Raw genomic sequence first — 24077 nt, 5'->3', positions numbered from 1 at the left:
GTCATCGTGAGTGGAGCCACGGGCGCCGGAGCAAGTGGAACCGGCCAGACCGCCGGTACAGACGGTGTCCGTGGCTCCGCCACTGATTCTCCCGACTCGCATGAGCCTCGTGGATCCCAGGGGGGAACCGTGACCGACACCCGAGGGCCGCAGCCGGCTCAGTCAGCGCAGTACGCGGGCGGGGCCGGGGCCCAAGAGGCCCAAGCAGGCCAGGCGGCTCCGGGGGCTCAGGGGCCCCAGAACGCCACCGGTGCTCTGCCCGGTGAGCGCCAGCCCCAGCAGCAGGCCTCCCAGCCGTACCACCCGCCGCAGGCGTATCAGCAGGGCGGCGCCCAGACGGGCTCCGTGCGCAGGCCGCGGACGGGGGCGCGCACGATGCCTCGTACGCGCAAGGCGCGACTGCGGGTGGCCAAGGCCGACCCGTGGTCGGTGATGAAGGTCAGCTTCCTGCTCTCCATCGCGCTCGGCATCTGCACGATCGTCGCGGCCGCCGTGCTGTGGATGGTCATGGACGCCATGGGCGTCTTCGCCACGGTGGGTGGCACGATCTCGGAGGCGACGGGCTCGAACGAGTCCAACGGCTTCGACCTGCAGTCCTTCCTGTCGCTGCCGCGCGTCCTGATGTTCACGACGATCATCGCGGTCATCGACGTGGTCCTCGCCACGGCGCTCGCGACGCTCGGCGCCTTCATCTACAACCTCTCCGCGGGCTTCGTGGGCGGCGTCGAGCTGACGCTGGCCGAGGACGAGTAACTCTCTCCCTCGCTCTCCCCGGTTCTCTTCTCCGAGGTGAGCTGAGCTGAGCTGGGCTGGGTCAGCTCAGCCTTCCGCGTTCCACCGGCCCCGGGGCTCCGCTCCGGGGGTCTTCGTGGCCAGGGCCCCGCCCTCTCAGGGCGGGGCCCTGTCGCGTGTCACGGCCTGTGCGGTGCCCCCGGAGGTATCGATTTTGGGACTGGCCCGCACGTGCGCTAATCTTCAGAGGTCAGCGCGCGGGACACACCGCAGCGCGGCGGGGCTATAGCTCAGTTGGTTAGAGCGCATCCCTGATAAGGATGAGGCCACAGGTTCAAATCCTGTTAGCCCCACAGACACGAAGAAGACCCCCAGCCCGTATCGGCTGGGGGTCTTCTTCGTGTCTGTGGGGGTCCCTGGGGGACGGCGGCCGGGGTGGCCGGGGTGTGACTACGGCTCCGCGGCGAGCCTGCCCGGATGGGCCTCGGCCTCAACTGCTGTCTCCGTGTCGTCCGTGGGGAGGTGGCGGCAGCTCGGGGACGAGCCGTGGGCCTCGGCGCGGATGCGTTGCTTCATCGTGGGCGGCAGGGACCGTTCGTACGCTGCTGCCCAGTAGGCCGCGAGTGGGGCCGTCATGGTCGGCGTGCTCTTGCACGTTTCCGTGGCCTGCTGTACCGGCGTGGCCGCCGCTGCCGTCGTCGTGAATCCCAGTGTGGCGAAGAGTGCGAGGAAGGCGGTGATGAGCGTGGTCCACAGCTTCATGGCCTTGGTGCCGGTCATGGCTTCTCACTTTCGGGTTGGGCGATTTGCGTACTTTCCTCATGATGTGTATGCGGGGCCGAGAGTGGGGGACCGACGCTCGTGGCGCGTCGATGTTCAGATGAACACCACACGAATGGCCGTATATGGCCTCTGAAGGGCCTGGGAGAAGCTCGGATGAGAGCGAGGGCGGCGAATGTCGCGGCGGGCCGTGAGCGGCCTGGGAGTGGCGACGCCCGATTCGACTGCTGTGTTCGGGGCGGGAGTTGGGGTGGATCCAGGTCACCGATCGGTATCGATCGGTGTGTATAGTCGGGCGCCAGAGGTCCCTTACGTCAAGAAAGACGAGGTCGCGCGGTGAAGAAGCTTCTCCTGGTCACACTGGCCGCCATCGGCGGGCTCCTCGTGTACCGCCAGATCCAGGCGGATCGCGCCGAGCAGGATCTGTGGACGGAGGCGACTGACTCCGTGCCCACGGGTTCGTGAGTACCGACAACAGTCTCTTAACAGGGCCCCGATCGCTTCTGTGGTCGGGGCTTTGTGCTGTCCGGATCTCGTTGTTCACCCGACTCCTGTCTCGTGGGTCGCCCGACTCCTTGGGTTTGCTCAGGCAAGCTCTTGCCTTGCGTGAGCAAAGGTTGTCGGGGCCTCGCGTGGGCATAGTGGGCGGGACGACTGGGGCTCAGGGGAGGGGTGGCACGTGATGGGGCGGCTGCGCGGAGGCCGGGCGTTGCCGGCCGTGGGAACGGCGCTGTGCGCGGTGATGGCACTGCCCGGCCAGGCCGCGGCGGAGGGCACATCGGGACCGAGCCCGTACGTCTTCGCCGAGGGGGCCGCGGCGGTCGACGGCGCGCGGAACAGCATGGACAGCGTGAGGCTGACGCCCGGGTCGACGTACAAGAGCTCCCTCGCGCGTGGGGGCAAGGTCTACTACCAGCTGCAACTCGACGCCAGAGAGACCGTGTACGTCTCCGCCACCGCCGTCCCCGGGCTCGATGCCAAGGTCGCCTATGGGGACGGCGTCGAGGTCTCCTTGGAGGACACGAACGGCAACAACTGCAACTCCGGAGACGCGCGGTTCGGTACGTCGCAGAGTCCGCGGCCCATCTCCGCCTGGGCGGTACGGGCGGTCGGCCCCATCGAGAACAGGTGCAAAGCAGCGGGCACGTACTACGTAGTGGTCGAGCGGAACAGTGAGCCCGGTTCCAGTACGGAGACGTGGGACACGGAGCTTCGCGTCGTCTCGGAACCCGGAGTGGCCAAGAACGCCTCCACGACACCGCCCGAGTCGTGGAACTCCGCCTCGCCCACGCCGCCCGGCGAAGCGCGCAAGGTACGCAGAGGTGGCACGGGCTTCAACGACGCCCGTGCGCTGGGCGCAGGTGTCTGGGGTGACCGGATCAAGCCAGGCCAAACCCTCTTCTACCGCGTGCCGGTCGACTGGGGGCAGCAGATCTCCGCCGGGGCCGAGCTGGGGAGTGCGAGCGGGGGCCGGGGCGAGTACGTCACGTCGGCGCTCGTGATGTCCCTGGCCAATCCGGTACGTGCACGCATCGACGACGCCGACACGGCGTACGACGGCCAGCAGAAATCGGCCGCGCTGAGACCCCTGGCCCCCGTGGCCTACGAGAACCGCTACTCCCCGATCGACAGCGTGACCGGAACACGGTTCGCCGGGTGGTACTACCTCTCGGTCCACCTCAATCCGCAGGTCGCCCGGGAGTTCGGCGATGACCCGCTCGATCTGACGCTGCGGGTGAACGTCGACGGTGCGGCGAAGGAGGGGCCGGCGTATGTGGGGGCGGCGCGGCCGGCGGAGGAGTTCAGCGTCACCGGTGAGGACGAGGATGCGGCGGCGCGGGGCGAGACGGGCGCGGGTGCCGGCGCCGGGAGCGGTGACGGGGGCGGAAACAGTGGTGGGGACGGCATGAGGATCGTCGCCGCCGGTGGGTTCGGTGCTGGGACCGTGCTCCTGGCGATCCTTGGCGTGTGGACGCTGATCGGGCGAAGGAGGGCGGTGGGCCGGGTGGGCGGCTGACTCGTGTGACCCGTGAGCCTGGTTCGTATGTGATCCGAATCCATTGAGGGGTCAGATCTGGGTCAGGGCCCAGATGCCCACCGCGAAGCACGCCAGAGAGGCCAGCAGCATCGGGATCGCCACCTTCGGGGGCGGTCCCGGTCGTTTCTGCCGGTGTGGAACCGGTTCGCGCTGGAGTGGAACCTGCGGGGCGTGAGCGGTGTATGGATAAGTAGGGGCGGATACGCGATGCGCTGCGGGCATCACAGAGGGTGATGGATCGTAAGCCGGGTGGGGGGAGGGGACATGCGGGGAATGAGCAGGGGGCGCATGCAGGGCCTGAGCAGGGGGCGAGGGGGGAGGTGGTGGCGTTGCCGGTTGCTGCATCCGCTGCCCGGACGGTGGCGTGGCCTGTCCCGACAGTGGCGTGGCCTGCGGTGGGGGTGGTGGAGCGAGCGGGAAGGTGCCGGTCTGGGGCGCGGAGAGGGGCGCGGGCGGTACGGAGGGGGGAGCGAAGCCCGGCTGGGGCGGAGCCGTGAGGGGCCCGTCCGGGCCGAAGCCCTGGGGAAGGGGGCCCAGTTGGTCGAAGATCTCGACGATCTCGTCGTCGGGCTCAGGTTCCGGCAGCAGCTCGACGGCCGCGTTCAGCGCCTTGCGCGCGCCCGTGGCGGTGCGGAACCGCGCTTGCGGATCCGGCTGGAGAAGCGTGGCGACGACCTGCCACAGCGGCTCAGGAACACCCCGCGGCGCCCCGGGGGTGCCGTGCTCGGCGAAGCGCTCGATCAGGGCCTTGGCATCCGGCCTCGCGCCCTGCAGCAGATAGAGGGCCACCAGGCCCACGGCGAACAGATCGGCGGTGAAGTCCGGTTCCGCTCCCAGCATTTGCTCGGGCGCGAAGTAACCGGGCGTCCCCACGACGTAGTTGGTCTCGGTCAGCCGTGGCTCGCCCATCCGCATCGAGATGCCGAAGTCGGAGAGCCGCAGATGCGGCCGTGCGATGCCGGTCGCCTCGAGCAGGATGTTCGCGGGCTTGATGTCACGGTGCACGACCCCCTCGGCGTGCACCGCCGTGAGCCCGGAGAGCAGCTGGTCCAGGAGCGTGCAGACCAGGCGGGGCGGCAGCGGGCCGTAGTCCCCGATCACATGGGCCAGCGAGCCGCCGGCGACCAAGGCCATGGTGAACAGGACCTTGTCGTCGTCGGCGGCCCAGCTGGCGGGCGCGAGCACATGGGGGTGGTCGATCCGCAGCGCCTGTTCCCGCACGAAGCGCAGCAGCGCGTGCGCGTCGCTCTGTTGCAGGACCTTGGCTGCCACATATCGTCGCCGCCGGTGGTCCCAGGCGCGCCAGACCGCTCCGACTCCCCCGCGGCCGACCGGGTCGACCAGTTCGTAGCGGCCGGCGAAGACCTCACCCATGGTCGCGCATCGCTCCCCCTCCGGGCCGCCCGGTGGCCCGGCCGACGGCTCAGTTCTGGTGCGCCTCGTAGTGGGCGACCGCGTCCGCGGTGCGTCCGGCGCCGTATACCCGGAGGAACTCTGCCAGTTCCGGGTGGGTCGGTGCGAGGGAGTCAGCGGCATCGATGATGTCGCCCGCCGCCGCGACGGAGCGCAACAGCGACTGGATCTCACGCACCACGCGTTTCACCGTGGGCGCACCCGAACTCGTCGTCGACTGCGAGGTGTTGGTCAGGACGGAGCCGCCCTGGGACTTCTTGATCTCGTCCATGCGGTCGGTGGCCTCGGCGGCGCTCACACTGCCGTCGGCGACCTGGCCCGCCAGCTCCTGGAGGAGCTGGACGCGCTGGACGACCGCGGGGTTGCCGATCTTGGCGCGCTGTCCGCTCATCAGCTGGGACAGCATGGGCGCGGACAGACCGAGGACGCCGGCGAGGCGTGCCTGGTTGAGGCCCAGATCATCGATGAGACGACGGAAGAGCGCCCCCAGCGGCTCCCCGTACCAGTTCCGCTGGAGCTCTCGTGCTCTCGCGGTCGTCTCTTGTTGTGCGGCGTCCATTGCGTCTCCCCATCGCTTCCCCAAAAACCGCGGTTCGCTGCCGCGAACCACGCCGAGCATCTTACGGAGCGTGGTCGTTCACCGGGACCCCCAATCCTTTTGCGAGATCTGGGGGGTGACCCGGTACTCTGGTCTGCGTCGCCCACCGGAGCGAGATTCTTCCGGCTGGGTGCACCGTTTTCGGGGCCTTAGCTCAGTTGGTAGAGCGCTGCCTTTGCAAGGCAGATGTCAGGAGTTCGAATCTCCTAGGCTCCACACACAAACGCCGTTGGGCGGGACCACCTCAACTGAGGGGATCCCGCCCAACGGCGTTATCAGTGGGTCAGTGGCAGCTCAGCGCAGATCGTCGCGCTCAGAGGCCTCCGACTCGGCCTGCTTGGCCTGGACCTCGGGGTCGAGGGAGGCCTGACCGCTGCCGTCGACCGAGGTCAGCGGCGCGCTGTCGGGGATTTCCGTGGCGGCCGGCGGCTCGACGAGCCAGTCCGGGTTGGCCTGCTTGTCCCACCACTTCCAGGCGGCGACCGCACCACCCGCCACGACGCCGAGGACGACGAGGCCCTTGGCGAAGCGGCCGGCGCGGGCCCGGCGGTTGTGCTTGCGCACCAGCCGCTGGATCTCCTTGGGAGAGACCTCACCGCGCAGTGCGGCGAGCGCCGCGGTCCCGCGGGACGCCGCCTCCTCGCGGACGGGCTGCGCCACGGCCACGGCGTGCTCGATGCGGGGCTTCGAGTAGTCGGCGGCCTGCTGGGCTGCCTTGCGGGTCTGCTTGGCGGCCTTGCGGGTGCGGACAGCGGCTTCGTGCGCGGCGTGGTCCACCTTCGGCGGCACATGCGTACGAGCCTGCTCGAGGCGCGGGCCGACGTGAGCGCCGTACTGAACACGGGCTTGCTCGGCGGCCTGCGACACCTTGGGTGCGAGGCGTGCACGGCTCTCGTGTGCGTAGTGGACGGCCTGGTCCTTGGCCGTCCCGGCGTAGGGGGCCACCGCCTCCGCGGCATGCCGCACGCTGTCCCTAGCCGAACCGGTCGCGGCGCGCACGCTGTCGATGCGGGTCACAGGATCCTCCTCCTCGGTGGCTTATAGGTATGTCACCTTTCCACCCTTTCAAGGATCATGCCTTCCGGATCGCTCCGAGGCATGACGCAGCCGGGCATCCGGGTGCGATCATTTTGATCAAATCGGTACAAGGAGAGTGCTTTGCCGACAATGCCACGGATCGTCGTGGAGCGCGCCCACTCCGTGACTACTCGTCGCAATCCGGTCCGTGGGAGGATCGGGGCGTCACAGAAGACAACGGAAGGCAGACCGTGGCCGAGCAGCTTTACGCCACCCTGAAGACCAACCGAGGCGACATCGAGGTGCTGTTGCACCCCAACCACACGCCGAAGACGGTCAAGAACTTCGTCGAGCTCGCCCAGGGCGAGCGCGAGTGGGTCCACCCGGAGACCGGCAAGAAGACCACGGACCGGCTCTACGACGGCACGGTCTTCCACCGCGTCATCAGCGGCTTCATGATCCAGGGCGGCGACCCGCTGGGCAACGGCACGGGCGGCCCCGGCTACGAGTTCGAGGACGAGTTCCACCCCGACCTCGCCTTCGACAAGCCCTACCTGCTCGCCATGGCCAACGCCGGTCCGGGCACCAACGGCTCCCAGTTCTTCGTGACGGTTTCTCCGACTGCCTGGCTCACGCGCAAGCACACGATCTTCGGCGAGGTCACGGACCCGGCGAGCCAGAAGGTCGTCGACGACATCGCGGCCACGCAGACCAACCCGCGCACCGACCGCCCGGTGAACGACGTGGTCATCGAATCCGTCGTCATCGAGACCCGCACCGCCTGACACCGGCGCGCACCGCCTGACACCGGCGCGCCCCACCAGGGAACCAAACCGCCCCGCCCATCCGTAAAAAGGAGGGCGGGGCGGTGCGTTCGCGCGCGTGGGCGCGGCCGTGCCGTCGTACGGACATTGAGGGGACCCCATGGACCAGGCACCAGGCAGCCCGCAGGGGCCACAGGACGCATCGAACCTGCCCCGCTGCTACCGCCACCCGGACCGCGAGACCGGCATCAGCTGCACCCGCTGCGAGCGTCCGATCTGCCCGGAGTGCATGATCAGCGCCTCGGTCGGCTTCCAGTGCCCCGAGTGCGTGCGCGAGGGCTCGGGCACCGGACACGCACCCGAGGCGAACCAGCCGCGCACCATCGCCGGCGGCTCGATCGCCACCGACCCGCGGCTGATCACCAAGATCCTGCTCGGTCTGAACGTCGCGGTGTTCATCGCGGTCCTTGCCATGGGGGACCGTCTGGTCAATGAGCTGGTCCTGGTGGGCCAGTGGCCTCCGTATCCCTATCTCCCGGAGGACGGCGTCGCCGAAGGCCAGTGGTATCGCCTGGTCACGTCGATGTTCACGCACCAGGAGATCTGGCACATCGCGTTCAACATGCTCGGCCTGTGGTGGCTCGGCGGTCCCCTGGAAGCGGCACTCGGCCGCGCCCGTTTCCTCTCGCTCTACGTGCTGTCCGGCTTGGCGGGCGGCGCGCTGACCTACGTCGTCGCGGAGCCGGGCCAGGCCTCGCTCGGGGCATCCGGGGCGATCTTCGGCCTGCTCGGCGCGACCGCGGTCCTGATGCGGCGCCTGAACTACGACATGCGCCCCGTCATCGCACTGCTCGCGCTGAACATGCTCTTCACCTTCACCTGGAGCGGCATCGCCTGGGAGGCGCATGTCGGCGGCCTGGTCGCCGGTGTCGCCATCGCGTACGGGATGGTGCACGCGCCCCGCGAGCGGCGAGCGCTCGTGCAGTGGGGGACCTGCGGTGTGGTGCTGGCCGTGGTCCTGGCGGCTGTGGTCATCAGGACCGCGCAGCTCGTCTGAAGCCCGCCGTTGTCATCCGATGGCCAGAGTTGTCCACAGCGTGTGCCCGCGGTTGTGCATTCTGTGGGGAACAACAGTGCCCCTTGTCGCTGACCTGGGTTTCCCCAGGAAGGACAAGGGGCCTGTGAGGGCTTGCATGGCGATCAGCCAGTCATACCGGCGTCAACGCCCGGAGAGTTATCCACAGATCGTCTTTCTTTTCCCCAGTCGGGGCCGGGGTGTGGATAGCGCTGTGGATAACTCAGGGCAAGGCTTGCGCGCGGCGCCGTGGATGTGACCCCGGAAGGGGCGCTACTTCCACTGCGTGGAGACGCCGAACCCCGCGGCGATGAAGCCGAAGCCGACCACGATGTTCCAGTTGCCCAGCGGGTCGATCGGCAGCTTGCCGTCGGTGACGTAGAAGACGACGATCCAGGCGAGCCCGATGAGGAACATCGCGAGCATCACCGGAGCCACCCAGCTGCGACTGGTCAGCTTGATGTTCGTCGCCTTCTTGGCGGGCGGCGTGTAATCGTCGGCCTTCTTGCGGATCCGTGACTTCGGCACGAGGGTCTCTCCTGTCGATACGGGGAGCTGAGCCCTCCCCCGGGCGTCCGTTAGCGTAGTGCTTCCGCGGCGCTGAAGGAGATAAGGGTACGTTGAGCAATTCCGCCGACTCCCCCACAGGTCCGGGTCGCCGCCCCCGCTGGCGGCCGGTCCGGTTGCTGACGGCCGCCGTTTTCGCGCTCGCGGGCCTCATCTTCTTCACCAGCTTCAACACGGCCAAGGGCACGAACATCCGCACCGACGCCTCGCTCCTGAAGCTCTCCGACCTGATCGAGGAGCGTAGCCACAAGAACGGCAAGCTGGACGAGTCCAACGGAACGCTGCGCGACGACGTCGAGTCCCTCGCCGAGCGCGACAACGGCGGCACGAAGGCCGACGACGCGCGGCTCAAGGCCCTGGAGAAGAACGCGGGCACCAAGAAGCTCAGCGGCGACGCGGTCTCCGTCACTCTCGCCGACGCCCCGCCGAACGCCACCGCCAAGCTCCCCGGCTACCCCGAGCCACAGCCCAACGACCTCGTCATCCACCAGCAGGACCTCCAGGCCGTGGTCAACGCGCTCTGGCAGGGCGGCGCCGAGGGCATCAAGGTCATGGACCAGCGGCTGATCTCCACCAGCGCCGTGCGCTGCGTGGGCAACACCCTGATCCTCCAGGGCCGCGTCTACTCACCCCCGTACAAGGTGACCGCGGTCGGTGACCCGGAGAAGCTCAAGACGGCGCTCGCCGCGTCCCCGGAGATCCAGAACTACATGCTGTACGTCAACGCCTACGGCCTCGGCTGGAAAGTCGACGACGATGGGGCGGTGACTCTTCCCGGCTACTCGGGCACAGTGGATCTCCACTACGCGAAGCCCGTGGAGTAAGCCGCTGGGGGAGCCTGTGCCGGTGCGAGTGCTGTTGAGGACGTTCAGCGAACTGTGCATCACCGTCGGCACGTTGATCGTGCTCTTCGTGGTGTACGTCCTGTTCTGGACCGGTGTGAAGGCCGACAACGCCATGGACAGCCAGATCGACACCCTGCAGGACCGGTGGGCGCAGGGTTCGGTGCCCTCCGGGACGGACGACAAGCCCGCCGAGAGCACTCCGAAGAAGCCCGGCCCCTACGAGGACGGCAAACCCTTCGCCGTCATGTACATCCCGCGGCTTGGTTTCACGTGGAACAAGCCGGTGCTCCAGGGCACCGGGACCGACGTGCTCAAGAAGGGCCTCGGCCACTACGGGGACACCGCGCAGCTCGGCCAGAAGGGCAACTTCTCCGTGGCGGGCCATCGCCGCACCTACGGGGACCCGTTCAAGGACTTCCCGAAGCTGCGGCCGGACGACGCCGTGGTCCTGACCGACGGCACCACGTGGTTCACGTACCGCATCGACAACAAGCCCTACAAGACGCTGCCCGGCGACATAGGGGTCATCGACGCGGTACCACGCAAGTCCGGATTCGACGGGCCGGGCCGTTACCTCACCCTTACCACCTGTGAGCCAGAGTGGGGACACAGCCACCGGTTGATCGTCTGGGCGCACCTCGATGCCACCCAGCCCGTCGAGGCCGGGAAACCGGAGGCACTGCGCCGTTAGTCTGGTGCCGTACGGCTACGGAAGGGACGGTATGTACGGCTGGATCTGGCGGCATCTGCCGGGAAACGCATGGGTAAGGGCACTGCTTGCGCTGGTGCTCGTCTTCGCTGTGGTCTACGTGCTCTTCCAGTACGTCTTCCCCTGGGCCGAGCCGCTGCTTCCCTTCAACGATGTGACGGTGGACGGCCAGTGAGCATCGACGGGCGGCCGGGCCGCATCCTCGTGGTCGACAACTACGACAGCTTCGTCTTCAACCTCGTCCAGTACCTCTACCAGCTGGGCGCCGAGTGCGAGGTCCTGCGCAACGACCAGGTCGAGCTGCGCCACGCCCAGGACGGCTTCGACGGCGTCCTGCTGTCGCCGGGACCTGGGACGCCCGAGCAGGCGGGGGTCTGCGTCGACATGGTGCGGCACTGCGCCGACACCGGGGTGCCCGTGTTCGGCGTCTGCCTCGGCATGCAGTCGATGGCGGTGGCGTACGGCGGGGTGGTGGACCGGGCGCCGGAGTTGCTGCACGGCAAGACGTCCTCGGTGGTCCATGACGGCAAGGGCGTCTTCGCCGGGCTGCCGTCGCCGTTCACCGCGACGCGCTACCACTCGCTGGCCGCCGAGCCGGCCACGATTCCGCCCCAGCTCGAGGTGACCGCGCGTACGGACGACGGCATCATCATGGGCCTGCGCCACCGTGAACTGCTGGTCGAGGGCGTGCAGTTCCACCCCGAGTCGGTGCTCACCGAGCACGGTCACCGCATGCTGGCCAACTGGCTGGTCGAGTGCGGGGACGCGGGAGCCGTTGGCCGATCGAGTGGTCTTGCCCCGGTGGTGGGCAGGGCCACGGCGTGACCGCCTTGCGTCCCGAGCGCGATTCCTCCGGAGTTCCGTACGACGAGCAGTACGCGTCGTACGGGGAGCCCGGGGCTTTCGAGCAGCCCGGGGCGTTCGAGGCGGCTGTCGATCACCTCGCCGATCCGCTGACCGACCCGCTGCCGGGTCAGCGGGGGCAGCATCCTTCGCCGTGGTTCCGCAGCGGGCCTGCCGAGCCGGAGCCGCAGCCGCAGCCGCAGTCTCAAGAGCAGGAGTGGTACGACCCCGAGGGGTACGCCCGCGACTGGCAGGTTGAGCAGCAGCAGCAGCAACAACAACAGCAGCCGCCGCAGCCGCAGGAACCGACGTACGAGGAGCTGTACGGCGCGTACGCCCCGCGGCGGACCGCGCCGGTGTACGAGCCGATTCCAGAGGCCGCACAGCCCCACACGCAGCCCCACACGCAGCCCCCGGTCGACGACGAGACCGTCGGACTGCGGACGTCGGACACCCGCCGAATAGTCGAGCCCTCCGCGTACGAGGACGGGTACGAGCCCGAAGCCGCGCCCGAGCCGGAACGCCCCACGGGAGGCCGGGCCGCCCGTCGTAAGGCCGCCAAGAAGGGCGGCGCCCCGCGATCGTCCGCAGGCGAGGCGTCCGCCGGCGCGACGTCCGCCGCCCCCCTCTCCCGCGTGGAGGCGCGTCGCGCCGAGCGCGCCCGTAAGCCCTCAGCGGGCGCCGTGGCGAGCCGGGGCATCGGTGAACTGTTCATCACCGTCGGCGTCCTGATGCTGCTGTTCGTGACCTACCAGCTGTGGTGGACGAACATCCGCGCCCACCAGCAGGCCAACGGCGCCGCCAGCGACCTCCAGGAGAAGTGGGCGAAGGGCAAGGGCAAGCCGGGCGCCTTCGAGCCCGGACAGGGCTTCGCGCTCCTGCACATCCCCCGCCTCGACGTGGTCGTGCCGATCGCCGAGGGCATCGACAAGTCGAAGGTCCTGGACCGCGGCATGGTCGGGCACTACAACGAGGGCGGCACCAAGACGCCCATGCCGGACGCCGAGAAGGGCAACTTCGCGGTCGCCGGGCATCGCAACACCCATGGTGAGCCGTTCCGTTACATCAACCAGCTCGAACCGGGCGATCCCATCATCGTCGAGACGCAGGACAAGTACTTCGTCTACAAGATGGCGAGCATCCTGCCGCAGACCCAGCCGAGCAACGTCTCGGTGATCGGCCCCGTTCCGCCGGGGTCGGGCTTCACCAAACCGGGCCGGTACATCACACTGACCACCTGCACCCCGGAATTCACGAGTAAGTATCGAATGATCGTCTGGGGCAAGATGGTCGAGGAACGACCGCGCAGCAAGGGCAAACCGAGCGCGCTCGTCAACTAGAACGGTGAGAACGGGGCAGATCCAGTGGCAGCCACGACCGACCACGACGAGGAGCGGGCCGAAGCCGATGAGCAGGCCGAGGCGCCCGCGCCCGCCCGCACGCGACGGCCACGGGGACGAGGCCCCGTCGCCACCGCGGTCAGCGTCTTCGGTGAACTCCTCATCACCGCGGGCCTGGTGCTCGGCCTCTTCGTCGTCTACTCCCTGTGGTGGACCAACGTCGTCGCGGACCGCGAGGCGCACAAGCAGGGCGACAGGGTGCGCGACCGCTGGGCGGGCGGCCCGGGGAACCTGAACACCAAGGACGGCATCGGCTTCCTGCACGTGCCCGCGATGGGCAACGGCGACATCCTGGTCAAGAAGGGCACGAGCAGCAAAGAGCTCAACAACGGCATCGCGGGCTACTACCAGGACCCGATCAAGTCGGCCCTTCCCCAGGACAAGGAAGGCAACTTCACCCTGGCCGCGCACCGCGACGGGCACGGCGCGAAGTTCCACAAGATCGACAAGATCAAGAAGGGCGACGCGATCGTCTTCGAGTCCCGGGACAAGTGGTACGTGTACAAGGTGTACTCGACGCTGCCCGAGACCTCGAAGTACAACGTGAAGGTCCTGAACCCGGTCCCGAAGGAATCAGGCGCGAAGAAGCCCGGCCGCTACATCACCCTGACGACGTGCACGCCGGTCTACACGTCCAACTACCGCTACGTGGTGTGGGGCGAGCTGGAGCGCATCGAGAAGGTCGACAACAAGAGGACGCCTCCGGCCGAGCTGGAGTGAGCCCGGCGCCGCGTACGGAAAGGGCCCCGGACACCGCCTGCCTGGCGGGTGTCCGGGGCCTTTCCGTGTACTGGACGAGGCGGGGCCGGAGGGGCTAGTCCTCGTTGTTGCGGGAGAAGCCGGCGTTGCCTCCGATGAAGCCTCCGCCGTCCTCCCCGCCGTTGCCTCCACCGTTGTCGCCGGGGTTACCACCCGCCGTGGTCAGGTTGATCGCGGTGTCGGGTGCGACCTGCTGGCCCGCGGGCGGATCCGAGAGGACCACGAGGGCCTCGTCGTCCTGCGGCCCGGTGATGGTGCCGACCGTCAGACCGGCGTCCTCGACCGCCTTGCGGGCGTCCTTGAGCTTCTGACCGGTGAGGGCCGGAACGGATGCCTGCTCGGCCTTCTTGGCGACCTTCAGCTTCACCGTCGAACCCGGATCGGCCTGGCTCTGCGGGGTGAGGCTCTGCGAGATGACCTTGCCGGCCTCGACCGAGTCGCTCTCCTCCTCCTCGCAGGTGCCGACGAGGTCATTGGACTTCAGCTGCGCCTTGGCCTCTTCACAGGTCTTGCCGGTGACGTCGGGGACCGTGGCCTTCGCGGCTTCCTTGGCCACCTCAAGGGTGATCTTGCTGCCCTTTTGCACCTCGCTGCCGAAGACCGGGTCCGAGTCGAGGACCTCGTCCGGCGTACCGGAGGACTCCACAGGCTTGATATTGACGTCGAACTCGTACTTGGGGCTCTCGAGCTTCTTGGTGGCGGTGTCGACGTCCAGGCCGATGACCTTGGGCACGGACACCTTCGCCGCCCCCGTGGAAACCGACACGGAGATCGTGTCGCCCTTGTTGACCGTGGCGTTCGCCCCCGGGCTCTGGGTGCAGATCTCACCCTTCGGGTACTTCTCGCACGGCTTGTGCTCGGAGGCGTCGAGTACGAGGTCCACGTTCTTGGCGGACTGCTTGGCGTCCGCGAGCTTCTCGCCGACGAAGTTCGGAGCCTTGATCGAATCGTTTCCGCCACCGCCCCCGGTGAAGGCCCACTTCCCGATCAGGATCGCGCCCACCAGGACGAGGAGCCCCGCAAGGACCAGCAGGATCGTCGAGGTGTTGCTCTTCTTCTGGCGGCGGCGCGAATGATCGTCGTAGCCGTCGTCCGGGCCGACCGGCGGCATCATCGACGTCTGGCCGCCGCCGTTCTGCGGGCGCAGCATCGCCGTCTGCTGGTCGTCCGGGTGGCCGCCGTACCCGACCGCGCCCATGGCCGCGGTGGCCTGCACGGGCTGGCCGTCGAGGCAGGCCTCGATGTCGGCGCGCATCTCGTCGGCCGACTGGTAGCGGTAGTCCGGGTCCTTGGTGAGCGCCTTCAGGACGATGGCGTCCATCTCCGGCGTGATCTCACCGTCGAAGACGCTCGGGGCCTGCGGCTCTTCCCGTACGTGCTGGTAGGCGACCGCCACCGGGGAGTCCCCGACGAAGGGCGGACGCACCGTGAGGAGCTCGTAGAGCAGGCAGCCGGTGGAGTAGAGGTCGCTTCGCGCGTCCACCTGCTCGCCCTTGGCCTGCTCCGGCGAGAGGTACTGCGCCGTGCCGATGACCGCCGCGGTCTGCGTCATCGTCATCCCGGAGTCGCCCATGGCGCGGGCGATGCCGAAGTCCATGACCTTGACCTGGCCGTTGCGCGTCAGCATGACGTTCGCGGGCTTGATGTCGCGGTGGACGATGCCGTTGCGGTGGGAGTACTCCAGGGCCTGGAGGATGCCGATGGTCATCTCCATGGCGCGCTCGGGCAGCAGCTTGCGCCCGGAGTGCAGCAGCTCACGCAGGGTGGAGCCGTCGACGTACTCCATCACGATGTACGGGATCGAGACCCCGTCCACGTAGTCCTCGCCGGTGTCGTAGACCGCGACGATCGCAGGATGGTTGAGCGAGGCGGCCGACTGGGCCTCACGGCGGAACCGGGCCTGGAACGACGGGTCACGTGCGAGGTCGACCCGCAGCGTCTTCACCGCCACGGTGCGCCCGAGGCGGGTGTCGTGCGCGAGGTAGACCTCCGCCATCCCGCCTCGGCCGAGCACCTGGCCCAGCTCGTACCGCCCGCCGAGGCGACGCGGCTCTTCCATAGCTAATCCAGCCCTCTCCGTCAGTCCCGACCGCACCCTTGTGTGGTCCGGCGGTGTGCTGTCCGGGCATACCGTACCCGGCTCGCCTTACGTGACCCGGCCACGACCGTCACCCGATACAGGACCGGTATCGCAACGTGCACTGATGTGAAGAGGCCGTGACAGGGGTCACTTCTTGCTGTCCAGAACCGCCTTCATCACGTCCTTGGCGATCGGGGCTGCCAGACCACCACCGGAGATGTCGTCACGGCTGGCGTCGCTGTCCTCGACGACCACGGCGACGGCCACCGGCGAACCGGAGGCGGTCTTGGCGTAGCTGATGAACCAGGCGTAAGGGTTTTCGCTGTTGTCGACGCCGTGCTGGGCCGTACCGGTCTTGCCGCCGACGGTGACGCCGGGGATCTTGGCGTTGGTGCCGGTGCCCTCGTTGATCACCGTCTCCATCATGTCCTGGAGCTTCTGCGCGTTCTCCTCGGACAGCGGCCGGCTCATCTCCTTGGGCGCGTGCTTCTCGATCACGTCGAGGTTCGGCGCCTGCAGCTCGCTGACCATGTACGGCTCCATCAGCTTGCCGTCGTTGGCGATGGCCGAGGCGACCATGGCCATCTGCAGCGGCGTCGCGGCCGTCTCGAACTGGCCGATGGAGGAGAGCGCGGTCTGCGGCCTGTCCATGTCCTCGGGGAAGACGGAGGCGTTCGAACGGACGGGCACGAACTGCTCTTCGTTGAAGCCGAACTTCTCGGCCGTCTCGAGCATCTTGTCCTTGCCGAGGTCCGAGCCGATCTTGCCGAAGACGGTGTTGCAGGACACCCGCAGCGCGTCACGCAGCGAGGCGTTCTTGCAGGGAATGTCGCCCTCGTTGGGCAGCGGTGTCTGAGTGTCGGGCATCGTCCAGGGCAGCGGCGACTTGGTGGGCGCGTCGACGTCGGTGTAGAGCTCGTGCTCCAGGGCCGCCGCCGCCGTCACCGCCTTGAAGGTGGAGCCCGGCGGGTAGGTCTCGCGCAGGGCGCGGTTGAGCATCGGCTTGTTCTTGTTCTTGTCCAGCTTCTGGAAAGCCTCTCCGTCGGCTCCCGCGAAGGTGGAGGGGTCGTAGGACGGGGCGGAGGCCAGCGCCAGGATCGCGCCCGTGGACGGGTCCAGGGCGGCGACCGCACCCTTGCCACGGCCCTTCAGGCCCTCGTACGCGGCCTTCTGCGCGGCCGAGCTGAGGGTCGTGACGACGTTGCCGCCTTCCTTCTTCTCACCGGTCAGCATGTCGAGACTGCGGCGGAAGAAGAGGCGGTCGTCGTTGCCGGTCAGGATGCCGTCCTCGATGGACTCCAGCTGGGTCGCGCCGACGCTCTGCGACGCGAAGCCGGTGACCGGGGACCACATGGAACCGTTCGTGTACGTCCGCTGGTACTTGAGGTCGTTTCCGCCACTCGTCTCCTTGGAGCCGGTGATCGGTTTGCCGTCCACGATGATGTTGCCGCGCGGAGTGCCGTAGCGCTCGATGGTGACGCGGCGGTTCTTCTCGTCCTTGGCGAGCGTGTCGGCCTGCACGTACTGGAGCCAGTTGTCCCGGGCCATCAAAGCGAGGATGAGCAGACCACAAAACATCGCGATCCGGCGTAGCGGCTTGTTCAACGGTCCGAACCTTTTCGACTTGCGATCACCATGGGCCAGGTCCAGGGGATCCTAGTACTTACGGGCGATCGCTTGACGGTGAGTGAGGGGTCAGGGCGGGATGGTCACTCGGACCGGACCACCTGGGTCATTTCCGCGTCGGGGTTCGGGGCGGGGGTGGGCGCCGGTCGGCGCGCCGTATCGCTGATGCGGATGAGGATTCCGATCAGCGCCCAGTTGGCGATCACTGATGAACCGCCGTACGCGAGGAAGGGCATGGTCATACCCGTCAGCGGGATCAGGCTCATGACGCCACCGGCGACCACGAAGACCTGGATGGCGAACGCGCCGGACAGGCCGATCGCCAGGAGCTTGCCGAACGGGTCGCGGGCCGCGAGCGCGGTGCGCACACCGCGTTCGACGATCAGGCCGTAGATCAACAGGATCGCCATGATTCCGGCGAGGCCGAGCTCCTCGCCGAAGGTGGCGAGGATGAAGTCCGAGTTGGCGGCGAACTTGATGAGGTCGGAGTTGCCCTGGCCGAGGCCGGTGCCCAGCGTGCCGCCGGAGCCGAAGGCCCACAGGGCCTGCATCGCCTGCTCGGAGTGGCCGACGACGCCGTCCTGGCTCAGCGTGTACTCGCGCATGGGGTCGAGCCACGCGTCGACGCGCTGCTTGACGTGCGGCTCGAAGGACGCGACGCCGACCGCACCGACCGCGGACATCATCAGCCCGAACACGATCCAGCTGGTGCGCTCCGTGGCGACGTACAGCATGACGACGAACATGCCGAAGAACAGCAGTGAGGTACCGAGGTCGGTCTCGAAGACCAGGATCAGGATCGAGATGATCCAGATGACGACGATGGGACCCAGGTCACGGCCACGCGGCAGGTACAGGCCCATGAAGCGGCGGCTGGCCAGCGCCAGGGCGTCGCGTTTCACCATGAGGTAGCCGGCGAAGAAGATCGCGATGACGATCTTCGCGAACTCACCGGGCTGGATGGAGAATCCACCGACCCGGATCCAGATCTTGGCACCGAACACGTTCATGCCGAGGCCGGGGACCAGGGGCAGCAGCAGCAGGATGATGGCGCCGACCATCGAGATGTACGTGTAGCGCTGCAGGACACGGTGGTCCTTGAGCAGGATCAGCACGCCGACGAACAGGGCGATGCCGATCGCGGAGTACATCAGCTGGTTCGGTGCGGCAGCACTGAAGTTGGGCAGCTGTTGCAGCCGCTTCGACTGGTCGAGTCGCCAGATGACGACGAGACCGAGGCCGTTGAGCAGCGTCGCCAGGGGCAGCAGCAGAGGATCGGCGTACGGCGCGAACTTGCGCACCACGAAGTGGGAGATGCCGGCGAGGAGACCGAGCCCCGCCCCGTAACCGAGCATGCCTGTGGGCAGTTCGCCGTCGATCGCCAGGCCCACGTTGATGTAGGCGAACAGCGGGATGACGACGGCGAACGCGAGGAGCGCGAGCTCGGTGTTGCGCCTGCTCGGCGCTCCGATCGCGCCGATGGTCGACGTGTGTGTAGTGCTACTGCTCATGGCGTGCAAAGGCCCCCAACGGCTGCTTACTGCTTACCGCACAGCGGGACCAGCTTCTCCTCGTCCTCGGAGAGGCTGGGGCCGGGTGTGGGAGTCGGTGCGGTCTTGGACTTGTTCTTGTCGGTCGAGCTGTTCTTGTCGTCGTTCGAGTCGCTCGGGTTGTTCGGGTCGTTCTTGTCCGCCGGGTCGGTCGGATCGTCGGTGGGCGCGGTGGGCGCCTTGGCCGAAAGGCCGGTCGTGCCGCCCGCCTCACCCTCACCGGGCTTGGCGTTCTCGCGCTCGGCCTCGCGGCGCTCGGCGTCCTTCTCACAGGCGGAAGCCTGCAGGCCGAGCTCCTCGATCTTGCTCTTGGCGTCGTCGAGATTGCCCTCGGGAATCGTCCCCTCGACCTGCTTGCGCTGATACGGCGGCAGGTACTTGAGTTCGATCTCGGGGTGGTTCTCCTCGACCTTCGACAGGCTGACCCATGCCAGGTCCTGGTCGATGCCGCGGTAAAGGGCGATGTTCTCGTCGTTCGTGCCCACGTAGTACTGGGTCTGGGTCCAGCGGTAGCCGCCGTACAGACCGGCGCCGATGACCGCCAGGGCGAGCACGGTGTAGAGCGATCTCTTGAGCCACTTGCGGCCGCCGCCGGGCTTCACGAAGTCCTCGTCGCTGTACGCGCCGAAGCTCCCCTCGGGGGCGTAGCTCGCTGTGTCACCGCTCCCGGGCGGCCCGAAGCCGCCTCCGGAGGGCTGCGGCGGCACGGGGCGGCCGAGGCCGGACGCGCGGCCCGCCGGAGTCTGCATGGCGCCGTTGTCGTCCTGCGCCTGCAGCTGATTCTCGGCGACCGCGCCGACGACCACGGGGGTGTCGGAGAGCTGGCCGGCGAGGGTGTCGCCGCTGTCGATGTCCAGGACATCGGCGACGATCACCGTGATGTTGTCGGGGCCGCCGCCGCGCAGCGCGAGCTGAATGAGCTCCTGCACGGTCTCCTGGGGGCCCTGGTAGCTCGCGAGGGTGTCTTCCATCGTCTGGTGGGAGACGACGCCGGAGAGACCGTCGGAGCAGATCAAGTAACGGTCGCCGGCGCGGACTTCGCGGATCGAGAGGTCCGGCTCGACATGCTCACCACTGCCGAGCGCGCGCATCAGCAAGGAGCGCTGCGGGTGGGTGGTGGCTTCCTCTTCGGTGATCCGGCCCTCGTCGACGAGCCGCTGCACCCAGGTGTGGTCCTGGGTGATCTGCGTGAGGACGCCGTCCCGCAGGAGATAGGCGCGTGAGTCACCGACGTGTACGAGACCCAGACGCTGCCCCGTCCACAGCAGCGCGGTCAGGGTCGTCCCCATGCCCTCGAGCTGGGGGTCCTCCTCGACCATCAGGCGCAGCTGGTCGTTGGCGCGCTGCACGGCGGTACCGAGCGACGTGAGGATGTCCGATCCCGGCACGTCGTCGTCGAGGGTGACGAGCGTCGAGATCACCTCGGAGCTCGCCACCTCACCCGCGGCCTGGCCCCCCATGCCGTCGGCGATCGCGAGGAGACGCGGACCGGCGTAACCGGAGTCCTCGTTCCCCTCTCGGATCATGCCTTTGTGCGATCCGGCGGCGAAGCGCAAAGACAGACTCATGCGCACCTCGCCCGTCGGCTCCGGGTACATCCGCACGGTGCCCACCCTCCGGTCGGGAGCGCGCCGGCGTCCAGTGTCTGGACCGCCGTTTCGGCTCGCTCGCTCCGCTCGCGCTCTGTCATGACGTAGTACTACTTCCGCAGCTCGATGACGGTCTTGCCGATGCGGATCGGCGCGCCCAGCGGAACGGGCGTCGGGGTGGTGAGTCGGGTCCGGTCGAGATACGTGCCGTTGGTGGACCCGAGATCCTCGACGATCCACTGGCCGTCACGGTCCGGGTAGATCCTGGCATGCCTGCTGGACGCGTAGTCGTCGTCCAGGACGATCGTCGAATCGTGCGCCCGGCCCAGCGTGATCGTCTGGCCCTGCAGGGCGACCGTCGTGCCCGCGAGGATCCCTTCGGACACGACCAGCTTGCTGGGGGCGCCGCGGCGCTGCCGCCCGCCGCCCTGCTGCTGGCGCTGGGGAGGTGGAGTTGTGGCCGCCTGCTGTTGCTGGCGTGCGGCCTGCTGCGGTCGCGCGTTCTCACGGCGCGAGCCGCGCTGTGTGACGCGCGTACCGAACAGGTCGCTGCGGATGACCTGGACGGCCACGATCACGAACAGCCACAGAACGGCTAGGAAACCCAGCCGCATGACCGTCAGGGTCAGCTCTGACATTGCCCCCGCTTCACCCTTCGGCTTGCCGGTAAACGATGGTGGTTTGGCCCACGACGATCCGCGAGCCGTCGCGGAGCGTAGCGCGGGTGGTGTGCTGCCCGTCTACCACGATGCCGTTGGTAGACCCGAGATCCTGGATCGTCGAGGGCGTTCCGGTCCGGATCTCACAGTGCCGACGCGATACGCCGGGGTCGTCGATCCGCACATCGGCGTCGGTGCTGCGTCCCAGCACCAGCGTCGGGCGGGAGATCTGATGGCGATTGCCGTTGATCTCGATCCAGCGCCGCACCTGCGCACCCGGAAGAGGTCCCGCGCCGGGCCCCTGAGGGCGGCTCGGCACCGGGGCGGGCCCGCCCGCGTGGCCACCCGGAGGCGGCGCTGCGGGCATGGGGGGAGGGCCTGCGGGCTGGGCGGGCTGTGGGTAGCCATAGCCACCGCCTCCGCCCGCGGGGGGTCTGGCGGGGCTGTGGCCGGCGCCCGCGGGGCCCGTGGGGGCTGCCGGGGCGCGCTCGGGGCTCTGCGAGGTGCTGGACGCGAGCGTGCGGCTGCGCACTCGGTACAGCCCCGTGTCGAGATCCTCGGCCTTCTCCAGATGGACCTTGATGGGGCCCATGAAGCTGTACCGCTGCTGCTTGGCGTACTCGCGCACCATCCCGGAGAGCTCGTCGCCGAGCTGTCCCGAGTAGGGGCTCAGCCGCTCGAAGTCGGGCGCGCTGAGCTCCACGATGAAGTCATTGGGGACGACGGTCCGCTCGCGGTTCCAGATCGTCGCGTTGTTGTCGCACTCGCGCTGCAGGGCGCCGGCGATCTCGACGGGCTGGACCTCGGACTTGAACACCTTGGCGAAGGTGCCGTTGACGAGACCTTCGAGTCGCTGCTCGAACTTCTTCATGACTCCCATGGGGCACCTCCTCCGTCGTAGTCATCCTGGTACTGCTTACTGATCGTATCCACGCGCCGGGAAATCGGCTGGTTCCCCCTGTCCGCCCAGTCGATGAGTGTCGCCTCTCACAAGGCATGCCCGCACCAGGGCTCCGGGATCCTTCCGGGCTCCTCTCAGGCTCCTCCACCAGGGATCGTAGAGGGGCCTCGAAGAGGGGGCCTCAAACCAGTGTCCCGCACCTGACCGCGGACCATCGCCGAGCAGGGCGCAAGTCGGTCGGTCGGTCCCGGTTCTCTCCGGATCACCTGGGCAGGTGCCCCCGGATCACCTGGGCAGGTGCCCCCGGATCACCTGGGCAGGTGCCCCCGAATACGGATGTGAATCCACCCTCGGCAGCGTGCTAATCTTCTGGATGTCGGAAGGCGCTCGCACCACACAGTGTTCGCACACAGTGTCTGCACGAAGTGGTGAAGAGACCCAAGACAACACCCATGCGCGGGTGGCGGAATAGGCAGACGCGCTGGATTCAGGTTCCAGTGCCCGAAAGGGCGTGGGGGTTCAACTCCCCCCTCGCGCACCATGTGGAGCGGGTCTCCACCAGGATGAAAGTCCTGGTGGGGGCCCGCTTTCGCGTTCTGGGTCGGGTGGGGCCGGGGGTACGCAGAGTGCTTACGGGAGTGCTTACGGGAGCGCTCACAGGAGTGAGGGCCCGGCGGTGAGATAGCTCACTGCCGGGTCCTGTTCCGTACGTGCGGCGGGGCTTATGCGGGTTCGGTGGCCTGGCGGCGGGCCAGTACCACCAGGCCGCCGCAGACCGCCATGGCCACCAGGGCGATGCCGAAGATCGTCGCGCCGCTGGTCAGGCCGACCGCGTCGCTGAGGAACCCGGCTGCGACCGGGAGGATGCCGGCCGGCACGTAACCCCCGACATTGAGCGCCGCGGTGGCCTCGGCCAGCCGTTGCGAGGGCACCACGGCGTTGAGCAGGGAGAGCCCGCCGAGCTGGCCCATGCCCTGACCGGCCCCCGCGAGCAGGGCAGCGGCGATCAGCAGTCCGACCGACGAGGTGTGCACGGCGGCCATCAGGGCGGCCATACCGACCGTCGTACTCACCGCACCGGTGAGCAGGATGGTGCGTACCCGCAGCTTCTGTACCGCGAACTGGACCCCGGTCGCGGCCAGGAACATCACGAAGGCCATCGCTCCGGCGACGATGCGGCTGGTGGTGCCGAGGAGGCCGGAGAGCAGCGAGGGGCCGAGCGACAGCACGAACGAGGTCGCGGTGATACCGGGGGCGAACACGGCGATGCCGAGCAGGAGTTGGCTGCCGTTGCCGCGGGGGACTGCCGGGACGCGGAGCCAGGTTCGGGGGGTTTGGTGGGTGGGAGGGCTGGGGTTGGTGGCGGTGGCCTGGGGAGGGGCGGTGAGGGTGGCGTTGCTGGTGGCCTTGGTCGAGCGGGACTTCGGCTTTACCGGTAGCGGCATGCGCAGTACGGCCACGAACGCGGCGGCGAGGAGGGCGATCTCCACCACGAAGACCGTCACGGTGGGCGCGGGCGCCGTCTCGGAGAGCACGCCGGCCAGAAGCGGGCCGAGGCCCGCGCCCAGGACCATGGCGCACGACGCGAGCAGGGCGCCGAGCCGCTTGCGCGCCGGGCCCGCCACGTCCGAGACCGCCGCCATACCCGCCGAGACCACGGCTCCGACCGCGATACCGGTGAACAGCCTGGCGATGATCAGGGCGACCACCGAGGACGCTGTAGCGAAGACCAGGCAGGCCACCGCGGCGAGCACGAGGGCCGGCAGCAGTACGGGCTTGCGTCCCACGCGGTCCGAGACCACTCCCGAGACCAGCAGCGAAGCGATCAACCCCACGATGTACCAGGCGAAGATCACGGTCAGCATGCCCTTGGAGAAGCCGATGTCGCGCTGCCAGAGCACGTACAAGGGCGTCGCCGCGTTGGAGAGGACGAAGACGGCGGTGACGGGCCAGGCGGCCAGCCAGATCCACCACCGGGGGGTGGTCGCCGCGCTTCTTGAGTCCCTACCCGCCGAGCCCCTGGTCCCGGTGCTTGCGCTGGTCGGCTGATGCGGCGGCGTTAGCTGATGTGGCGCCGTTTGGGCGTCCGTCACTGCGTCTCCCCTGCTTGTCTCCAGTACGAGTTGAGTCGA

Annotated in this window: 24 protein-coding genes and 3 tRNA genes; 15 read left to right on the top strand and 12 right to left on the bottom strand. The window is 68.3% G+C overall.

Annotated elements, in window-relative coordinates; all coding sequences use genetic code 11:
* Positions 1 to 6: 6 nt before the first annotated feature.
* Together ACIBCK_RS30935 and ACIBCK_RS30930 are read left to right on the top strand one after the other, a co-directional pair.
* The gene (locus ACIBCK_RS30935; protein WP_399395600.1) at positions 7 to 753 is read left to right on the top strand and encodes a DUF3566 domain-containing protein; all 747 of its coding nucleotides are present in this window, start codon (positions 7 to 9) and stop codon (positions 751 to 753) included.
* Between the two features lie 258 nt (positions 754 to 1011).
* Positions 1012 to 1085, top strand: a tRNA-Ile gene (locus tag ACIBCK_RS30930).
* A gap of 97 nt (positions 1086 to 1182) precedes the next feature.
* On the opposite strand, the gene ACIBCK_RS30925 is transcribed toward ACIBCK_RS30930, so the two are convergent.
* A complete protein-coding gene (locus tag ACIBCK_RS30925; protein WP_399395598.1) occupies positions 1183 to 1512 on the bottom strand; it encodes a DUF6344 domain-containing protein in 330 nt (109 codons plus the stop codon).
* 336 nt (positions 1513 to 1848) lie between these two features.
* Between ACIBCK_RS30925 and ACIBCK_RS30920 the strand changes: the two genes are divergently transcribed.
* Positions 1849 to 1977 carry a DLW-39 family protein gene (locus ACIBCK_RS30920; protein WP_351638128.1) on the top strand — a complete coding sequence of 43 codons (129 nt, stop codon included), beginning with the start codon at positions 1849 to 1851 and terminating at the stop codon, positions 1975 to 1977.
* A gap of 253 nt (positions 1978 to 2230) precedes the next feature.
* Positions 2231 to 3529 (top strand): hypothetical protein, encoded by a 1299-nt coding sequence (locus ACIBCK_RS30915; protein ID WP_399395950.1) that lies wholly within the window; start codon positions 2231 to 2233, stop codon positions 3527 to 3529.
* 51 nt (positions 3530 to 3580) lie between these two features.
* Here the strand turns inward: ACIBCK_RS30915 and ACIBCK_RS30910 are convergent, their stop codons facing one another.
* Positions 3581 to 4924, bottom strand: coding sequence for a protein kinase (locus ACIBCK_RS30910; protein WP_399395596.1), 1344 nt, complete (start codon positions 4922 to 4924; stop codon positions 3581 to 3583).
* 49 nt (positions 4925 to 4973) lie between these two features.
* Positions 4974 to 5522: a DNA-binding protein gene (locus ACIBCK_RS30905; RefSeq protein WP_160506124.1), complete on the bottom strand. Its 549-nt coding sequence runs from the start codon at positions 5520 to 5522 to the stop codon at positions 4974 to 4976.
* Positions 5523 to 5704: 182 nt separating this feature from the next.
* Here ACIBCK_RS30905 and ACIBCK_RS30900 point away from each other — a divergent pair.
* Positions 5705 to 5777: transfer RNA gene (locus tag ACIBCK_RS30900), tRNA-Ala, on the top strand.
* 78 nt (positions 5778 to 5855) lie between these two features.
* Here ACIBCK_RS30900 and ACIBCK_RS30895 read toward each other — a convergent pair.
* Positions 5856 to 6578, bottom strand: a complete 723-nt coding sequence (locus tag ACIBCK_RS30895; protein ID WP_399395594.1) for a DUF5324 family protein — start codon at positions 6576 to 6578, stop codon at positions 5856 to 5858.
* Positions 6579 to 6829: 251 nt separating this feature from the next.
* Between ACIBCK_RS30895 and ACIBCK_RS30890 the strand changes: the two genes are divergently transcribed.
* Complete coding sequence (locus tag ACIBCK_RS30890) at positions 6830 to 7363, top strand: peptidylprolyl isomerase (RefSeq protein WP_399395592.1); 534 nt, start codon at positions 6830 to 6832, stop codon at positions 7361 to 7363.
* Between the two features lie 139 nt (positions 7364 to 7502).
* Complete coding sequence (locus tag ACIBCK_RS30885) at positions 7503 to 8399, top strand: rhomboid family intramembrane serine protease (RefSeq protein WP_399395590.1); 897 nt, start codon at positions 7503 to 7505, stop codon at positions 8397 to 8399.
* Between the two features lie 291 nt (positions 8400 to 8690).
* Here ACIBCK_RS30885 and crgA read toward each other — a convergent pair whose 3' ends face one another.
* Positions 8691 to 8945: a cell division protein CrgA gene (gene crgA / locus ACIBCK_RS30880; RefSeq protein ID WP_160506128.1), complete on the bottom strand. Its 255-nt coding sequence runs from the start codon at positions 8943 to 8945 to the stop codon at positions 8691 to 8693.
* Positions 8946 to 9037: 92 nt separating this feature from the next.
* On the opposite strand from crgA, the gene ACIBCK_RS30875 reads away from it, so the two are divergent.
* Genes ACIBCK_RS30875 through ACIBCK_RS30850 form a run of 6 tightly spaced genes read left to right on the top strand, consistent with a single transcriptional unit; the run spans position 9038 to position 13501 of the window.
* Complete coding sequence (locus ACIBCK_RS30875) at positions 9038 to 9808, top strand: DUF881 domain-containing protein (protein ID WP_367043749.1); 771 nt, start codon at positions 9038 to 9040, stop codon at positions 9806 to 9808.
* Between the two features lie 22 nt (positions 9809 to 9830).
* A complete protein-coding gene (locus tag ACIBCK_RS30870; RefSeq protein WP_399395588.1) occupies positions 9831 to 10520 on the top strand; it encodes a class E sortase in 690 nt (229 codons plus the stop codon).
* A 31-nt stretch (positions 10521 to 10551) separates the two neighbouring features.
* The gene (locus tag ACIBCK_RS30865) at positions 10552 to 10713 is read left to right on the top strand and encodes a hypothetical protein (protein ID WP_399395586.1); all 162 of its coding nucleotides are present in this window, start codon (positions 10552 to 10554) and stop codon (positions 10711 to 10713) included.
* A 2-nt stretch (positions 10714 to 10715) separates the two neighbouring features.
* Positions 10716 to 11363 carry an aminodeoxychorismate/anthranilate synthase component II gene (locus tag ACIBCK_RS30860; protein WP_399395948.1) on the top strand — a complete coding sequence of 216 codons (648 nt, stop codon included), beginning with the start codon at positions 10716 to 10718 and terminating at the stop codon, positions 11361 to 11363.
* Positions 11360 to 12721, top strand: coding sequence for a class E sortase (locus ACIBCK_RS30855; protein WP_399395584.1), 1362 nt, complete (start codon positions 11360 to 11362; stop codon positions 12719 to 12721). Before ACIBCK_RS30860 ends, ACIBCK_RS30855 begins: the two co-directional genes overlap by 4 nt.
* Positions 12722 to 12745: 24 nt before the next feature.
* A complete protein-coding gene (locus ACIBCK_RS30850) occupies positions 12746 to 13501 on the top strand; it encodes a class E sortase (RefSeq protein WP_399395582.1) in 756 nt (251 codons plus the stop codon).
* Positions 13502 to 13595: 94 nt separating this feature from the next.
* Here ACIBCK_RS30850 and pknB read toward each other — a convergent pair whose 3' ends face one another.
* The 6 genes from pknB to ACIBCK_RS30820 all read right to left on the bottom strand — a co-directional run bounded on the left by pknB (position 13596) and on the right by ACIBCK_RS30820 (position 21924).
* A complete protein-coding gene (gene pknB, locus ACIBCK_RS30845; RefSeq protein ID WP_399395580.1) occupies positions 13596 to 15599 on the bottom strand; it encodes a Stk1 family PASTA domain-containing Ser/Thr kinase in 2004 nt (667 codons plus the stop codon).
* Positions 15600 to 15767: 168 nt separating this feature from the next.
* On the bottom strand, positions 15768 to 17225 hold the full coding sequence (locus ACIBCK_RS30840; RefSeq protein WP_399395578.1) for a peptidoglycan D,D-transpeptidase FtsI family protein: 1458 nt from the start codon (positions 17223 to 17225) through the stop codon (positions 15768 to 15770).
* 104 nt (positions 17226 to 17329) lie between these two features.
* Positions 17330 to 18757, bottom strand: a complete 1428-nt coding sequence (locus ACIBCK_RS30835) for an FtsW/RodA/SpoVE family cell cycle protein (RefSeq protein WP_399395577.1) — start codon at positions 18755 to 18757, stop codon at positions 17330 to 17332.
* A 26-nt stretch (positions 18758 to 18783) separates the two neighbouring features.
* The gene (locus ACIBCK_RS30830) at positions 18784 to 20364 is read right to left on the bottom strand and encodes a Stp1/IreP family PP2C-type Ser/Thr phosphatase (protein ID WP_399395575.1); all 1581 of its coding nucleotides are present in this window, start codon (positions 20362 to 20364) and stop codon (positions 18784 to 18786) included.
* A 131-nt stretch (positions 20365 to 20495) separates the two neighbouring features.
* The gene (locus tag ACIBCK_RS30825) at positions 20496 to 21023 is read right to left on the bottom strand and encodes an FHA domain-containing protein (RefSeq protein WP_399395573.1); all 528 of its coding nucleotides are present in this window, start codon (positions 21021 to 21023) and stop codon (positions 20496 to 20498) included.
* A 10-nt stretch (positions 21024 to 21033) separates the two neighbouring features.
* Complete coding sequence (locus ACIBCK_RS30820) at positions 21034 to 21924, bottom strand: FhaA domain-containing protein (protein ID WP_399395571.1); 891 nt, start codon at positions 21922 to 21924, stop codon at positions 21034 to 21036.
* 475 nt (positions 21925 to 22399) lie between these two features.
* Here ACIBCK_RS30820 and ACIBCK_RS30815 point away from each other — a divergent pair.
* Positions 22400 to 22486: transfer RNA gene (locus ACIBCK_RS30815), tRNA-Leu, on the top strand.
* A gap of 181 nt (positions 22487 to 22667) precedes the next feature.
* Here ACIBCK_RS30815 and ACIBCK_RS30810 read toward each other — a convergent pair.
* The gene (locus ACIBCK_RS30810) at positions 22668 to 23906 is read right to left on the bottom strand and encodes an MFS transporter (protein WP_399395946.1); all 1239 of its coding nucleotides are present in this window, start codon (positions 23904 to 23906) and stop codon (positions 22668 to 22670) included.
* Here ACIBCK_RS30810 and ACIBCK_RS30805 point away from each other — a divergent pair.
* Positions 23827 to 23994: a hypothetical protein gene (locus ACIBCK_RS30805; RefSeq protein WP_399395974.1), complete on the top strand. Its 168-nt coding sequence runs from the start codon at positions 23827 to 23829 to the stop codon at positions 23992 to 23994. The genes ACIBCK_RS30810 and ACIBCK_RS30805 overlap by 80 nt on opposite strands.
* The last annotated feature ends 83 nt before the right edge of the window (positions 23995 to 24077 follow it).

Origin of the sequence: Streptomyces sp. NPDC051218, assembly GCF_044455475.1 — a bacterium.
Taxonomy (GTDB): domain Bacteria; phylum Actinomycetota; class Actinomycetes; order Streptomycetales; family Streptomycetaceae; genus Streptomyces.
The sequence above is the reverse complement of the archived record's forward strand: the minus strand, read 5'-3'. Positions and strand labels throughout refer to the sequence as shown.

Bases quoted from the DNA above. Each gene is read 5' to 3' on its own strand.
- ACIBCK_RS30925 (WP_399395598.1), bottom strand. From the start codon at position 1,512: ATGACCGGCACCAAGGCCATGAAGCTGTGGACCACGCTCATCACCGCC.
- ACIBCK_RS30910 (WP_399395596.1), bottom strand. From the start codon at position 4,924: ATGGGTGAGGTCTTCGCCGGCCGCTACGAACTGGTCGACCCGGTCGGC.
- ACIBCK_RS30905 (WP_160506124.1), bottom strand. From the start codon at position 5,522: ATGGACGCCGCACAACAAGAGACGACCGCGAGAGCACGAGAGCTCCAG.
- ACIBCK_RS30885 (WP_399395590.1), top strand. From the start codon at position 7,503: ATGGACCAGGCACCAGGCAGCCCGCAGGGGCCACAGGACGCATCGAAC.
- ACIBCK_RS30865 (WP_399395586.1), top strand. From the start codon at position 10,552: ATGTACGGCTGGATCTGGCGGCATCTGCCGGGAAACGCATGGGTAAGG.
- pknB (WP_399395580.1), bottom strand. From the start codon at position 15,599: ATGGAAGAGCCGCGTCGCCTCGGCGGGCGGTACGAGCTGGGCCAGGTG.
- ACIBCK_RS30835 (WP_399395577.1), bottom strand. From the start codon at position 18,757: ATGAGCAGTAGCACTACACACACGTCGACCATCGGCGCGATCGGAGCG.
- ACIBCK_RS30830 (WP_399395575.1), bottom strand. From the start codon at position 20,364: ATGAGTCTGTCTTTGCGCTTCGCCGCCGGATCGCACAAAGGCATGATC.
- ACIBCK_RS30825 (WP_399395573.1), bottom strand. From the start codon at position 21,023: ATGTCAGAGCTGACCCTGACGGTCATGCGGCTGGGTTTCCTAGCCGTT.
- ACIBCK_RS30820 (WP_399395571.1), bottom strand. From the start codon at position 21,924: ATGGGAGTCATGAAGAAGTTCGAGCAGCGACTCGAAGGTCTCGTCAAC.
- ACIBCK_RS30805 (WP_399395974.1), top strand. From the start codon at position 23,827: ATGTCGCGCTGCCAGAGCACGTACAAGGGCGTCGCCGCGTTGGAGAGG.